Annotated in this window: 9 protein-coding genes; 6 read left to right on the top strand and 3 right to left on the bottom strand. The window is 61.1% G+C overall.

Annotation, left to right across the window (positions count from 1 at the left end; genetic code table 11):
- Nucleotides 1-2: 2 nt before the first annotated feature.
- Complete coding sequence (locus P3T21_RS16330; protein WP_429256967.1) at nucleotides 3-5,516, bottom strand: trifunctional serine/threonine-protein kinase/ATP-binding protein/sensor histidine kinase; 5,514 nt, start codon at nucleotides 5,514-5,516, stop codon at nucleotides 3-5.
- A 392-nt stretch (nucleotides 5,517-5,908) separates the two neighbouring features.
- Here P3T21_RS16330 and P3T21_RS16325 point away from each other — a divergent pair, with 392 nt between their 5' ends.
- On the top strand, nucleotides 5,909-6,583 hold the full coding sequence (locus P3T21_RS16325; RefSeq protein WP_429256966.1) for a VOC family protein: 675 nt from the start codon (nucleotides 5,909-5,911) through the stop codon (nucleotides 6,581-6,583).
- Nucleotides 6,584-6,789: 206 nt separating this feature from the next.
- Here the strand turns inward: P3T21_RS16325 and P3T21_RS16320 are convergent, their stop codons facing one another.
- On the bottom strand, nucleotides 6,790-7,746 hold the full coding sequence (locus P3T21_RS16320) for an enoyl-CoA hydratase/isomerase family protein (RefSeq protein WP_429256965.1): 957 nt from the start codon (nucleotides 7,744-7,746) through the stop codon (nucleotides 6,790-6,792).
- Between the two features lie 637 nt (nucleotides 7,747-8,383).
- Here P3T21_RS16320 and P3T21_RS16315 point away from each other — a divergent pair.
- Complete coding sequence (locus tag P3T21_RS16315) at nucleotides 8,384-9,709, top strand: epoxide hydrolase family protein (protein ID WP_429256964.1); 1,326 nt, start codon at nucleotides 8,384-8,386, stop codon at nucleotides 9,707-9,709.
- A gap of 397 nt (nucleotides 9,710-10,106) precedes the next feature.
- Here the strand turns inward: P3T21_RS16315 and P3T21_RS16310 are convergent, their stop codons facing one another.
- The gene (locus P3T21_RS16310; RefSeq protein WP_429256963.1) at nucleotides 10,107-10,784 is read right to left on the bottom strand and encodes a type 1 glutamine amidotransferase domain-containing protein; all 678 of its coding nucleotides are present in this window, start codon (nucleotides 10,782-10,784) and stop codon (nucleotides 10,107-10,109) included.
- A gap of 610 nt (nucleotides 10,785-11,394) precedes the next feature.
- On the opposite strand from P3T21_RS16310, the gene P3T21_RS16305 reads away from it, so the two are divergent.
- The 4 genes from P3T21_RS16305 (at nucleotide 11,395) to P3T21_RS16290 (ending at nucleotide 14,916) form a co-directional block, all read left to right on the top strand.
- Nucleotides 11,395-11,961, top strand: coding sequence for a VOC family protein (locus P3T21_RS16305; protein WP_429256962.1), 567 nt, complete (start codon nucleotides 11,395-11,397; stop codon nucleotides 11,959-11,961).
- Nucleotides 11,962-12,252: 291 nt separating this feature from the next.
- Complete coding sequence (locus tag P3T21_RS16300) at nucleotides 12,253-12,540, top strand: DUF1330 domain-containing protein (protein ID WP_429256961.1); 288 nt, start codon at nucleotides 12,253-12,255, stop codon at nucleotides 12,538-12,540.
- A 670-nt stretch (nucleotides 12,541-13,210) separates the two neighbouring features.
- A complete protein-coding gene (locus P3T21_RS16295; protein WP_429256960.1) occupies nucleotides 13,211-13,960 on the top strand; it encodes an electron transfer flavoprotein subunit beta/FixA family protein in 750 nt (249 codons plus the stop codon).
- A 23-nt stretch (nucleotides 13,961-13,983) separates the two neighbouring features.
- Nucleotides 13,984-14,916 carry an electron transfer flavoprotein subunit alpha/FixB family protein gene (locus tag P3T21_RS16290; protein ID WP_429257217.1) on the top strand — a complete coding sequence of 311 codons (933 nt, stop codon included), beginning with the start codon at nucleotides 13,984-13,986 and terminating at the stop codon, nucleotides 14,914-14,916.
- The last annotated feature ends 15 nt before the right edge of the window (nucleotides 14,917-14,931 follow it).

Genomic DNA, 14,931 nt, shown 5'->3' with positions numbered 1-14,931 from the left:
CGTTATTGCCGGCTTTCCGCGTGATGTGAGGCGCCGCCGTGTGCCGGCAACGTGAACTGGAAGACGGTGCCGCTCGGCGAGTTCGGGGTCGCCCACAATCTTCCGCCATGACTTTCGACAATCGAGCGGCAGATCGACAGGCCCATCCCGAGCCCGTTGGGTTTGGTTGTATAAAAGGCCTCGAAGACAGTGTCGAGATGCTCAGGGTTAAGTCCCGGTCCCGAATCCTGCACCGTCACGCAGAGTTCACCGGCCTCGACCTCGCTTGTGCGGATCGACAGCGCCCGCTCGCCCGCGTTCATCTCGCTCATCGCTTCAATGGCGTTGATGATCAGGTTGAGTATCACTTGCTGCAGTTGTACCCGGTCGCCCTGAATGTGCGGCAATCCATCAATCAGCTGCACGGCGACATCGATGCCATGCTTGTTCGCTTCATCGTGCAGGAACGCGATCAGCTCGTGAATCGTCTCGTTGATATCCAGGCTGTCCCTGCGCGGTGATTCCTTCTTGAAGAAGGCGCGGGTCCGGTCGACGATCTGGGCGGCACGCGCGCTATCCGCGACGATCTGGGTGAGCGTGTGGCGAGCCTCGTCCAGCCTGGGCGGCGTAGCGGCCAGCCAGCGCAGGGCGGCACTGGCGTAGGCGGCGATCGCGGTGATGGGTTGTTTCACTTCGTGGGCGATCGTCGCCGATAGCTGCCCCATTGTCGCTACCCGGTTTGAGTGCGCCAGCACCATCTGCAGGTCGAGATAGCGCCGTTCGCTCTCGCGGATTTCCTGTTGTGCGCGCTTTTGTTCAGTGAGGTCGAGCACGAAGGCGACGCACTCGTCCTCGTTTTCACCAAATGCCGCCGCGCCGATCAGGACGGGCACCCGGCTGCCATCCTTGCGGAAGTATTCCTTCTCAAACGGCTGGGCGGTTCGGGTTGCCTTCAGTTCGGTCAACGCCAGTTCGTTACGGCTGCGCCACTCGGGCGGAGTCAGTTCGGTCCACCGCACGGTCCCCGAGAGGAGATCGTCGCGGCTGTAACCGACAAGACGCAGAAAGGCATCGTTGGCGTCGATGATCCGGCCTTCAAAATCACAGATGTAGATGCCGATGATATTGGATTCGACGAGGCGCCGAACCTTGTTCTCCCGTTCCTGAAGATCGGCATAAAGGCGGGTGTTCTCAAGCGAGATTGCCGCCTGTGACGCCAGCACGTCCAGCAGCGCGGAGCGGCGTGCAGTGAAAACGCCGGCGGTAACCGTGTTCTCCAGATAAAGCAGGCCGCCCAGCTTGCCCTGCCTGACGAGCGGCAAACAGAACACCGACCGGGTCGCGCCGCCTGCCAGGTAGTCGTCTTCGGCGAAGACGTGGGGTTTCAGGGCATCGTCGATGATGACGCTCTTTTGCGTGTGGATCACATAACGCAGAAGGGCGGCAGGGGCGGCCGAGTCGGCCACCGGTTCATGATTCAACACGATCTTGTCGCCGGCGATGCGGGCCTCCGCCTCAATGCGATAGCCGCCGTCCCGCGGCACAATCAACAGGCCCCGATCGGCGCCGGCCGTCTGTAGCGCGATCGTCATCAGGCGCCGGATCAGCCTGGGCAGTTCGATTTCGCTCGACAGGGCCTGGGAGGCCCTGAGCAGGCTCGCGGTGTCGAAGTGCCGGACATCGGAGCCGAGTGTCGTCATCGGCTGCTGGTCTTCGGGGCTGGCGAGGCCGGGATATCGCTCATCGAGCTGCGCGACTTTGCCGTCGGCGCCGCACAGCGCGAAGCATTGACGCGCGTTGCGCAAATGAGCATGGGCATTGGTCTCCAGATTGCGGCTCAGATAGAAGCGGCCGGCCAGCTCGTTGGCCATGCCTTCGTTGTGGAAAAAGCCGTTTTCGCGGGCCGAGCGAACCGCCTGTTCGTAGAGGCGCATCGCATCGAGATCGCGGCCCTCAAGGCGCGCGAGCTCAGCCAGAACGAGCGCATGGCGGTTGCGATAGTTCTCGGGGCAGTGTCTGGCCCACAGTTCGAACTTCTTCAGTTTCGCCGCGAGAATACGCCCGTAGGCCTGCTGCTGTTCGGCGGATGCCTGCGGGTAGAGCGCCGCCAGCGTGAGCGCGTGGAAGAAGTGATAAGTCGCTTCGATCGGCAGGGCCATGGCGGCACGCAGCGTGGTCTCTGCCTCGCGCGCGGCGTTCAATGCGTCAGCATACCGGCCATCAAGGAAGGCGAGCATCAGCTTGATGATGTGATAGAAGACGATACCGCAGCCGAAGTTCGCTTTGGTGATTGCCCCGAAGCAGGCCGCTTCGTCGAACTTGTCGTCGTTCAGCTTCAGCGTTTCGGTGGTCTTGCCCCGGAGGCTGGCGACGAATTGCTGCTCGAGCCGGATCGTCTCGTGAACGGCGTCGTTGTGGCTGTCCCGCGCGAGTGCGGCGTACTTTTCCGCTAGCACCTGCACGTCCTCGAGGACCGCCCCTGTCTCGATCGCCTGCCATACCGTGTTGAATGCGAGGTTGCCGGCAAAAACGAGGTCGCCCACTTCCAGGCAGGCGCCGATCGCCCGTTCGAGAACAGGCAGGTTAGCCGCCATGTGGCGTCGCCAGAAATTGATATGACTGGCATGCAGATGAAGCAGCTTTCCATAGAGGCGCCGGTTGCCGAACTTCTCGTTTAGCCGCAGCGACATTTCTGAGAATTGCACCGCAGTGGGTATGTCGTCAACGCCCGAGACCAGCATCAACGCGTAGTTGCCATAAGCGAAGCTCGAGTTGTCGGTATTGCCGTGCTGCAAGGAGAGGTTGACTGCCTTGAGGGTGATGAGTGGGTAGAACACGGGCCGCGCGGCAAAGGCGCAGGGCATCGCTTCAACCAGAAGGTTGATGATCGCCCGTGTGACGGGGTCCGCTGCCACCGGTGCATCGACGAGTTTGCCGATGGCCCGCCCCGCCAGATTGAGCGGAATGTCCCGCAACGCCGCATCGATCGCAGCCTGAATATCCTGGTCGGACCTGGGGAGGACAATGCCGAAATCGCGGAGCGCATCGCACGCGACGGCGAAGCTCTCATCATATCGGCCGGCGACCTGATACAACTGCATACGCAGGCTGAAGATTTTTGCCCGATCGAGATTGGAGCGAGCCCTGCCGAGGATCATGTCGAACAGGGTGTCCGCCTCGGCAAAGTTGCCGGTCAGATATTCGCATTCCGAGAACGCGAGATAGAGATCGAACGTGTTGTCGTAGTGCCGGACCCACGCATCGGATGACAGCAGCGTGACGCCTTGCGCCAGATAGGAGCGGGCCGACGCATAGGCGGTCGAACTCATTGCGCGCCTGCCCGCGATCAGGTTTAGCGCGATGGTGCGCTCGCGCTCCACCTCGGTCGTGATCAGCGCTGCGCCGCGATTGAGGTGGATGACGATGTCGAAGATGTTTTCTTCGAGCGCTTGTGGGCTCGCGTGCGACGCGAGTGCACGTCCGATCCGCAGATGCGCCGCGGCGCGCTCGCCGGCGGGAATGAGCGCATAGGCGGCTTCCTGCACGCGATCGTGCGCGAATGCATAGGCACCCTTCACGCGAAAGATGAGACCCGCCCGCACGGCGCCCCACAGCTTCGCGTGGACGGTTTCCTCCGGCCCACCGTAAACCCGTGTCAGCGCGGTGACCTCGGCGACGTTGCCGAGACACGCGAGCAGGCCGAGCGTGTCGCGCGTTGTGTCAGGCAACCGGCTCAGCTTCGCGGCCATCAGGTCGGCGATGTTCTCGGTGAAGCCCTTCGCACGAATCTGCGGCAGATCCCAACGCCAGCGTGCGGCGCCGTGGTCGAACGTGAGCAGGTTCTCTTCAGTCAATGTCCTCATGAACTGGATCGTGAAGAACGGGTTGCCCCCCGTCTTCTCATACACCAGTTGCGCGAGCGGCTCGGCCGTCGCGCTGTCGCAGTGAAGCGATTCGGCCACCAGTTGCGCGACGTTGCAGGGCATGAGCGGCGCGAGCACGATCTGCTGAACCTTCCCGCCGGCGTTGCGGATTGCGTCGAGCGTGTGTGTCAGCGGGTGCGACGCATCCACCTCGTTGTCGCGGTAAGCGCCGACGAGCAGAACGTGCCGCACGTCCGGATGCGTGGCGAGGTGGGCGAGCAGGTCGAGCGTCGCCGCATCGAGCCATTGCAGATCGTCGATAAACAGCGCGAGCGGATGCTCGGGCCGCGCGAACACGCTGAGGAAGCGGCGAAATACGATCTGAAAGCGGTTTTGCGCGTCCTGCGGCGGCAGCGGCGGCACGGGCGGTTGCTCTCCGATGATGTGCGCAAGCTCCGGGACCAGATTCACGATCAGCTGACCGTTCGGGGCAAGCGCCTCGACGAGCGCGCGCCGCCACGGCTGGAGCTCCGCGTCGCTCTTGCCTAGCAGATTGTGCGCCAGAGACTGGAAGGCTTGCGCAAACGGGGCATAAGGAATGCCGAGCTTGTATTGATCGAACTTGCCGGCTGCGAAGAGGCCGCGCGGTGGGACGAGTACCTTGTGCAGCTCGTTGACGACCGACGACTTGCCGATGCCCGCATAGCCGGAGATAAGCACCAGTTCGGCTGCGGCGCTGGTCACGACCCGATTGAACGCCGCGACGAGAGCTTCGGTCTGGGCCTCGCGGCCGTAGAGTTTTTCGGGGATCAGCAGCCGGTCGGACGCGTCGTGTGCGCCCAGCGCGAACGGGGCGATCTCGTGGTGCGTCTCCCACGCCGCGCGGCACGACTGCAGGTCCGCCTCGACGCCCGCCGCGGTCTGGTAGCGGTTCTCCGCCGTCTTGGCGAGGAGTTTCAGGACGATCTGTTCGAGTGGCTGGGGAATGCCGGCGACGCGCTCGCCAGGGAGTGCCGGCAGGCGAGCGATGTGGCAATGAATCCATTCCATCGCGTCCGCTGCCGCGAACGGCAGCGCGCCGGTGAGCATCTCGTACAGCGTGACGCCGAACGAGTAGAGATCGCTGCGCGCGTCGATCGAGCGGTTCATGCGGCCGGTCTGCTCGGGCGCCATGTAGGCGAAAGTGCCCGCAACAACTTCCGGCGGCGCGGGCGGCGTGTGTTCGTGCGGCAGGTGCGCCGCCATGCCGAAACCGGTGAGCCGCACGTTGTCATTGCCGTCCACGAGCACGTTCGCCGGCTTGATGTCCTTGTGAACGAGGCCGCACCGATGAACGTGGCCGAGCGCTCTCGCGAGGTTGACGGCGATTCGAAAAAAACTGCTGAGTTCGAGCGGCTGACCGAGAGCGCGATTGAGGGGCTCACCGCCGTTATCGTTGAGAAGCAGCATGGGCGGCACGCTGCTCCGGTCGAGCGCGAGCGGGCGAGCGGCCCAACTGGAGTCGAGCATCGAGCCCAATGCATACTCGTGCTCGAGGCGTGCGACGCTTTGGGAAGTCAGGCGCGAGGGAAGTAGCGCGAGTACGGAGACCGGATTGCCAGGATGCCGCGCACGATACAGCACGAAGTTGCTGTCATCGCGTAGCACCTCCAGCTCATATCCGACGAGGTCCATGATGAACACCCCTGTCCGGAAGCGAAGGCAATTCGGTGGCAATTGTCCACGCTTCTCGCCTTCCTGGCTACGACTAACCCTCCATCAGGCAACAATTGGCGGAACGACGGTGAGGTGTTTGTCTGAACAAAACGGACCTTGATTCGCACCCGAAGAGAAACCCTTCGAGGTGCGGCCAACCGAGTGCACCACTACAGCGCACGCGCCCGTTGCGCGAGCCCCGCACATGCCACCAGCAGCGTGCCGGTGACGAAGATTTAAACGCTTTTAAGCGTTCTGGAAAATTCGGCTGTCACCAATACCAGATTTGCAATCGACCCGGCCGTCTGCTTTGCTGTAATTTGCAGGTCGAATTTGTCACCCTTAGATCATCAAGACATGAGGAGCCTGACGTGAGCAATACACAGACACGTAACGAAACCAGGACGACCGTCGGAACAGCGCGGACGGTCGACATGAAGCTCGAGGTCGTTGTCATCCCCGTCTCTGACGTCGATCGCGCCAGGCAGTTCTACGTTGGGTTAGGGTGGAGGCTCGACGTCGATATCGAGAAGGATGACCAGTTTCGGGTTGTACATCTCACGCCCCCGGGCTCGCAATGCTCGATCCTCTTCGGCAAGGGCGTCACGACGGAAGAGCCGGGCTCGGTGCAGGGACTCCATCTCATCGTGTCTGATATAGACGAAGCGCGCGCAGCGCTTGTCGAGCGGGGCATCGACGTGAGCGAAGTTTTCCATGACGCTGGCGGCCTTTTCCACCATGCGGGCGAGGAAGGACGCGTGAGCGGCCCACATCCGGCGCGGCGCAGCTATGGTTCTTTCGCCTCGTTCAGCGATCCTGACGGAAATGGCTGGGTCTTCCAGGAGGTGACCACTCGACTCCCTGGAAGGGCAGACACGCAGGCCACGACATTCACTTCGGTAATGGAACTCGCAGGGGCGCTACGACGCGCCGCGGCCGCGCATGGCGAGCATGAGAAACTGTCCGGACAGCATGACGAAAACTGGCCGGACTGGTATGCGGACTATATCGTCGCCGAGCAGGCCGGCACGCAGTTGCCGACCTGAGACTGGTGGCTTAGCTGCGCCGTCTGAGGGATGGAGTGCTGTCCCGGTTGAATCGCATGGGCGTCAAGCGTGTCATGGGGCGCCCGTAGCAGCGCTGGCCGCGCTGGTGGTGGGAGCACTGTCCCGAAGCACAGCGACAGCTGCCCGGGAAAAAAGAAACCTCGCTCGTTGGCGGGGCTTGACCGGCCAGGTGCGAAGCGCGTGGACTACTTGTCCGGTTGATTTACCTTGCCGGTGTACCGGTCGAGATGAATTTCCACATCAGGCTTTTTCTGCAGCCCAAGCTCCATCAGCTTCTTGATATCCCGCTGTGCCGCTGGACGTTGTACGGAGGTAATGAAAGCGTCCCACTGAGGGCCGATCTCGCTATCGGGAGGGAGAGTGGCGATGTTGACAAAATACTTGATCTCCCCGATGGTCTGCTTGTCGAAGGATGCGATGCGCCGAGCCAGGGTATCGACAAACTTATCTAGTTCGGCATCCGGAAGCGAGCGGTTGACATAGCCATATCGTTCGGCAAGTTCGCCGTTGATATCGTTGCCGCTCAGCAGAATTTCCAGCGCACGGCCTCGCCCCATCAGACGAGGGAGACGGGCCATCGGTCCGCCGCCCGGATCGAATCCGGCGCCAACTTCAAATTGAGAGAGCACGGCTTTTTCGCGGCTGGCAAAGCGCATGTCGGATGCAAGGGACAGCTCACTGCCAACGCCCGTAGCCCGGCCCCGGATCGACACGATCGACACCACGGAGGAGCGGCTCAGGCGAGTCAGCATATCGGGCAACGGCGGCAAGCCTGTGGGACCAGCGGGGATGCGCGTAGTGGCTTCGAGGGGCGGCACAAAATCATAGTGGGTCAGGAAAAAGCCGGGTACCGCGCTGTCAAACACCACGACCTTCAGTGCGGGATCGTTCTCTATCTGGGTAATCACGCTGTTCAACTGCGGTATGGATTCCGGGCCAAAGATATTGAATGGCGGATGGTCAATGGTGACGCGCCAGTATTCTGGAGTCACGCGTGTGATCTTGAATTCCTGCTTCGCGCCGGCTTCCGGCTGCGCACCTTGACTCGCCGCGGTGCCTGGCTGGTCGTTCTGTGCTATCGCGCTGCCGTTGAAAAACAATGCGGCTGCGACCAGTGCCGCCATCAATGGTGTGAGTTTCATGTTTGCTTCCTGTTTGGGGGCCGAAGAAATACGCGGAAGAAAGAACGTGCGGGACGTTCGATCTACACAAATTAGTGTAGGCACCCACTCGGCAGATACCAATGAGTATGAATGCATCTATCAATCAAGAATCAGGAAACAATATTGAGTGATGCGAAGCAGTGCCGGGTGATTCAACCGACGACTTTCGTCGTTGCATAACAACTCGCCGCAGTCGTTTCGCGCTTCGCGTCCACACTGCTTGGGCTATGTCGGGCTTCCATGGGCGCGTGTCGACCGGTGGATGAGCAGATAAGACGATTTGCCAGCCCACGGTCTCGTGCAAGAAGACGCGCGCCCGAGGGATCTGTTTTGGACCAGGAAGGTCGAGCGCGACGGATTTGTTCGCGAGCGACACAACTGTTGTTCTCACATGACCGTTTACCCGGAGGGCTTGCTTCCGCACAATCGCTACAACTACTGCGGACCGCGGACTGCCGTTTGCGGTCGGTCGAGGCGGTAACGATGTGAGGCTTGCCAGATGGCTGCCTCTATAGGCGGCCCAATTGGACAATCGTGAACGTGTTTGCCCGGGATATTGCGTTGCTGCCGCACTCATCGCTCCACCCCATCGCACTTATTGCTAACGGGAGCTTGTATGTCTGACGATATCCTTCCCCAGACCCCATCGCGCCGTCGCTTTATTGGCGTGGCAGCGGCGGCCGCTGTTGCGGGCTCGTTGAGTCGACTCGCTTTCGCGGAAACGAATCAAGCCATCGCTGAAGTCGCGCAGTCGAGCGGTGGTGACAAGACCGCTATTCGTCCACTTCGTGTGCACGCGCCGGAATCGCAACTCATCGATTTGAAGAGACGTATCAAGGCGACCAGGTGGCCCGAGCGGGAAACGGTGACGGATGCATCGCAAGGCGTGCAGCTCGCGACAATGCAGAAGCTCGCGCATTATTGGGCGACCGGCTATGACTGGCGCAAAGTCGAAGCGAGGCTGAACGCTCTGCCGCAATTCGTCACCGAGATCGATGGGCTCGATATTCATTTCATCCACGTTCGTTCGAAAGACGCGAATGCGTTGCCGGTTATCGTCACGCACGGGTGGCCCGGCTCGATCATCGAGCAGTTGAAGATCATCGGTCCGCTGACCAATCCGACGGCCCATGGCAATGCGGCGTCGGACGCTTTCGACATCGTGATTCCGTCACTTCCGGGCTACGGGTTCTCAGGCAAGCCGACAGCGACCGCCTGGGATCCTGTTCGCATCGCACGCGCCTGGGTCGTACTGATGAAGCGTCTCGGATACACGCGATATGTTGCGCAAGGCGGCGATTGGGGGAATGCTGTCACGGAGCAGATGGCCCTGCTGGCACCGCCGGAACTGCTTGGCATTCACACCAACATGCCGGCCACCGTACCGGACAACATTGCAGAGGCACTCAAGCTGGGCGAGCCGGCGCCAGCAGGCCTCTCAGCCGATGAGAAGCACGCGTTCGATCAGCTCGACTATTTCTACAAGCACGGCCTTGGCTACGCATTGGAGATGGCGAACCGCCCGCAGACGCTGTACGGGATTGAAGATTCGCCTGTCGGCCTCGCCGCGTGGATGCTCGACCACGACGCCGCCAGCCAGGCACTTATCGCGCGCGTGTTTGACGGTCAGTCCGAGGGGCTTACGCGAGACGACGTTCTCGACAACGTGACGCTCTATTGGCTCACGAACACGGCGGTTTCCTCGGCTCGTTTGTATTGGGAAAACAAGCTCAATTTCTTTGCTCCCAAGCACGTTGCCATCCCGGTTGCCGTCAGCGTCTTTCCAGATGAAATCTACGCTGCCCCGCAAAGCTGGGCAGCGAAGGCGTATCCCAAACTGATTCACTATAACCGCCTTCCCAAAGGCGGACACTTTGCGGCCTGGGAGCAGCCGCAAGCCTTCTCGGAAGAGCTTCGCGTGAGCTTCCGGTCGCTGCGCTGAGCGCAAAGCCGCGGATGAGGGCGATGGAGGCAACGGGCGCGCGCGTCAGGCGCACTAGAAAGTCCGGCCACTGCGGCAAGCTTGTGGGGCCGGGCGGCATGGCGGTGAGGTCCTCGAGCCCGGCGTCAAAATCTGCGTGGCTCAGAAAGTAGCGGTCCACCGCGCTGTCGAAGACCACGAGACGTGCTCTCGGTTTCGAGAGCGTTGATGATCTCGTGGAACTGCGCGAGCATTGGCGGGCCCATGACGTTGATCGGCGGGTTGTTGATCGTGAACACGCCAATAGGCCGGGGACCGCCGGGCAACTTTGATCTGAGCGGGATTCGTCGTCGGATTCATTGAGGGCTCCTGTTGCCGACACACGTGCGCGGGCTTCATGGCCCGCGCCGGATTGGAATCAGGCCTGCAGGACCTTGAGCAGTTCCCTCGCAGTCGGACCGGATGAGGCAGGGTTCTGGCCGGTGATCAGCCGCCCGTCGACAATGGTGAACACGGCCCAGTTTTCCACCTTCTCAAAGTGGCCGCCCAGGCGCTTGAGCTCATCTTCGACGAGGAAGGGCATGACCTTGGTCAGGCCCACGGCTTCTTCCTCATCATTGGTAAAGCAGGTGACGCGCTTTCCCTTGACGAGAGGCTGTCCCTGACAGGTCGCCTTGAGCAGAACGCAAGGGCCATGACAGACGGCGGCGACCGGCTTGCCGGCGTTGTAGAAAGCCTCGATCAAGGCGATCGAGTTCCTGTCATTGGTCAGATCCCACATCGGGCCATGGCCGCCGGCATAGAAGATCGTATCGTAGTCATCCGCCTTGACGTCGGCGAGCTTGACGCTATTGGCCAACACCTTCTGGGTTGCAGGATCCTTCTTGAAGCGTTGCATCGTGTCGGTCTGATTGTCCGGATCGTCGCTTCTGGGATCGATCGGTGGGTGGCCGCCCTTGGGCGAGGTCACTGTGACCTCTGCACCGGCGTCCGTGAACGCATAGTACGGGGCAGTGAACTCTTCCAGCCAGAAGCCGGTCGGCTTGCCGGTATCTCCAAGCACGTTATGCGAAGTCAAAACCAACAGGATTTTCATTGCTAGTCTCCGTTCAATGGGGCAAATGCCTAAACGCGGCATCGCCGGGGGGAATTCTCGAAGGGGAAGTCGCTGCTCAGATCAGATGTTTGTGGTCCTCGCCTGGCTGGGAAATTGGCTCGCGCAGGCTTGGAGCACGGGGGGCCGCCGTTCACGATAAGGAGCACGCTGTCACAAGGGCCTCCTGGTGCAGACACATGCAATGAGCGCTTGTATTTAACGCCGGCTCCCGGGTCGCGCGCCATCGGACGATGGTATTGCCGGACCCATCCCATGGTATGAACAGGACTTCGCCGTTCACGTTGAACGCCTCAGACGAGGCCGTTCCCGGCGCGGCTTTCGCTTTCGAAGAAGCGAGGTCGGCTTGCACAGGTCAAAGCATGCAGCGCCTGTGTTTGGCCAGGCCATAGCGCGATGCGACTCCGAATACCAAAGCATGCGAGACACCTTGGTGCAATGGCGACTGCGTTGCCGTGTTCCTGCAAGCATCAATGCAAAAGATTGTGTCCTCACGTGTTGTGTTTTCACGTTGTGATTTCACCTATTGTGTTCTCACATACCCGAAGCGGTGGACGGGAAACCGATAGTCAAAGCCTCTAAGGAGCCAGACATGAGCAACATTCCGATGCCGGGCGAACACGCAGTTGGGACCGCGGGCGGTGGCACGTTCGACATGAAGCTCGAGATCGTCGTCATCCCTGTCACGGACGTCGATCGCGCTAGGCGCTTCTATGGCGAGTTGGGTTGGCGGCTTGATCTCGACTTCAAGGCGGGGGACGACTACCGCGTGATCCAGTTCACGCCGCCAGGCTCCGGATGCTCAGTCATGTTCGGCAAGAACATTACCGCGGCCGCGCCCGGCTCAGCCCAGGGGCTTTACCTCATCGTCTCCGACATCGAGGCGGTCCGCAACGAACTGCTCCGTCGTGGCATCGAGATCGGCGAGCCATTCCACGACACGGGCGGCGTATTCCATCATGCTGACGCGAAATGCCAGGTTAGTGGCCTCAATCCGCAACGACAAAGTTACGCCTCGTACGCCACGTTCAGCGATCCGGACGGCAACAGCTGGCTGTTGCAGGAGGTTACCGTGCGATTGTCCGGAGACATCGAAGTGGGCGACCCCAGGTTCACCAGCGAGGTCTTGAAGGCGATTCATGCGACGACACCCGGGTGACCTCACGGGGATTGGCTTTGTTCGGAAGGGTGCGGGCGCATGAACTTTCCCTGCATGACCCGACACGTGGTCTCGCTTCGGTTGGTGAATTTTTCGCGCTGGCGAAACTCGCGTGGAAGCGGTAATTCAAAACTGCCCGCTACGATCGCCTCGCGAACGTCTGTTTGCGAGGACCGGATGGTTCTCTCGCACAAGGACGGTTCGACTATGCGCCGACGCTGTGTATCGAGGGTCCATACGGTTTCATGGCATCATCGTGCGCACCTTTACACCACCGTAGGAGCCTACGCCATGGCAACTTATATTGTCTTCACAAGGGAAAGCACGCAGGATCAGGGTGAACTCGACACCTACCAAAGCAAGGTGGGCGAGACCTTCAAAGGTCATCCTGTCAGGTTTCTCGCTGCCTACGGACCTCAGCAGGTCCTTGAGGGCGACGCGCCAGAGGGCGTCGTGATCGTGGAGTTCCCGTCGACGGCGGCCGCGCGTGCGTGGTACGACAGCCCGGCGTATCAGGAGGTCGCGCAGCACCGGTTCAAGGGCGCGCGCTATCGCGCCGTTCTCGTCGAAGGCGTGTGACGAAAGGCGGCGACGATCGGGCGCGTGGACCTTAGCCGGACCCGGCCTGTGACTGACGCGGCAAGAGTGCGTCTGTGTCCTGTCGCCCCAGCACGAAATTTCGTCGATGTCGCCGCCGATAACCAGAATGCGGTCGTCTGACTGGCGCCTGAGAATGTTGTGTTTCGTCCGCTCAAGGAAAACGTGAGCGTAGTGACCACCGCCCTGGCCTGGAGTACCGCTCGTGACAATCCGCTGATAGACGCGGTTGTTGCCGTGTTAAGTAGCACAGTGGCTGGGCCCAGGATGCGTAAGCGATTGCGCTAGAGCCACTGGGTTGAGTCGCGCGCCTGCCACGTCTCGTGATTTCCGTCGAGAAGTTCATGGCGTATCGGTAAAACCCTCTTGAGCCTTCGGCGCGAAGCTCTTTCGACGCAACCGCCACGCCCGTTCTGAACGAGTACCACTCGGGAGCCCTAGGACGAGCCTATGGCGGGCAAAGCTAACTCGTATTTGCGCCTGAGCGCTGCCGGGGTTCCAATGCAGCTTGACCAATGCGGTTAACCACCGATAAAGACCTTGAGGGCCGTCAAACGCCGCCCGGCGTGCCGTTTTTCATCCGGAGAACGGCCTGAACGTTCTCGTGCTACGGCATGGGCGAAGCAGCGCGACGACCAATATGGAGTAGACAATGAAGATTCTTGTACCAGTCAAGAGAGCGGTCGATTACAACGTGAAAGTCCGGGTCAAGTCGGATGGCACGGGCGTCGACATTGCCAACGTCAAGATGTCGATGAATCCGTTCGACGAGATCGCGGTGGAAGAAGCGGTGCGTCTGAAGGAAGCGGGCGTGGCGACCGAAGTGATCGCGGTGTCGTGCGGTGTGACGCAATGTCAGGAGACGCTGCGCACGGCGCTGGCGATCGGCGCGGACCGCGCTGTGCTGATCGAGTCGAACGAAGACCTGCAGCCGCTGGCGGTGGCCAAGCTGTTGAAGGCGCTGGTCGACAAGGAACAGCCTTCGCTGGTGATCCTCGGCAAGCAGGCGATCGACGACGATTCGAACCAGACCGGCCAGATGCTGGCTGCGCTGGCTGCATTGCCGCAGGCCACGTTTGCTTCGAAGGTGGTCGTGGCGGATGGCAAGGCCACGGTGTCGCGCGAAGTGGATGGCGGTGCGGAAACGCTGTCGCTGACGCTGCCCGCTGTCGTGACGACCGACCTGCGCCTGAACGAGCCGCGCTATGTGACGCTGCCGAACATCATGAAGGCGAAGAAGAAGCCGCTGGAGACGCTCAAGCCCGAAGACCTCGGTGTCGACGTCACACCGCGCCTGAAGACACTGAAAGTGGTCGAGCCGCCCAAGCGCAGCGCCGGCGTGAAGGTGCCGGATGTGAAGACGCTGGTCGAGAAGCTGAAGACCGAAGCCAAGGTGCTGTGAGGGAGACAGAGCAAATGACGAATCTGGTGAATCTTGTATTGGCAGAACACGACGGCACGTTGATCAAGGCAGCGACGCTGAACACGATTGCAGCCGCGCAGAAGATCGGTGGTGATATCCACGTGCTGGTGGCGGGTCACAACGCGCAAGCTGCTGCAGATGCAGCAGCGAAGATCGCAGGTGTTTCAAAGGTCCTGCTGGCCGACGCGCCGCAACTCGCTGCGGGCCTGGCAGAAAACGTCGAAGCGACGGTGCTGAACATTGCGAAGGACTATACGCACATCCTGGCGCCGGCTACCGCCTACGGCAAGAACATCACACCGCGTATCGCCGCAAAGCTCGACGTGGCGCAGATCAGCGACATCACCGCAGTAGACAGCGCAGATACGTTTGAGCGCCCGATCTACGCAGGCAACGCCATCGCTACCGTGCAATCAGCTGATCCGATCAAGGTGATCACGGTCCGCACGACCGTTTTCGACGCAGTTGTGGCCGAAGGTGGCAGCGCAACGGTCGAGAAGATCGAAGCGCCAGCCGACACCGGCCTCACGCAATTCGTGAGTCGCGAAGTGACGAAGCTGGACCGTCCGGAGCTGACCTCGGCGAAGATCATCGTCTCGGGTGGTCGCGGTCTGGGCAACGGCGAGAACTACACGAAGGTGCTGGAGCCGCTCGCGGACAAGCTGAACGCCGCACTGGGCGCCTCGCGCGCAGCGGTCGACGCAGGCTTTGTTCCGAACGACTATCAGGTCGGCCAGACCGGCAAGATCGTCGCGCCGCAACTGTACGTCGCGGTGGGTATCTCGGGTGCGATCCAGCATCTGGCCGGGATGAAGGACTCGAAGGTGATCGTCGCCATCAACAAGGACCCGGAAGCGCCGATTTTCAGCGTCGCTGATTACGGTCTGGTCGGCGACCTTTTCACGGTCGTGCCGGAACTGGCAGATGCCATCTGATGCAAGCGCATCCCA

Origin of the sequence: Paraburkholderia sp. GAS334, from assembly GCF_050436625.1 — a bacterium.
In the GTDB taxonomy this organism is placed as follows: domain Bacteria; phylum Pseudomonadota; class Gammaproteobacteria; order Burkholderiales; family Burkholderiaceae; genus Paraburkholderia.
This window is presented reverse-complemented; position numbering and strand designations above follow the sequence as displayed.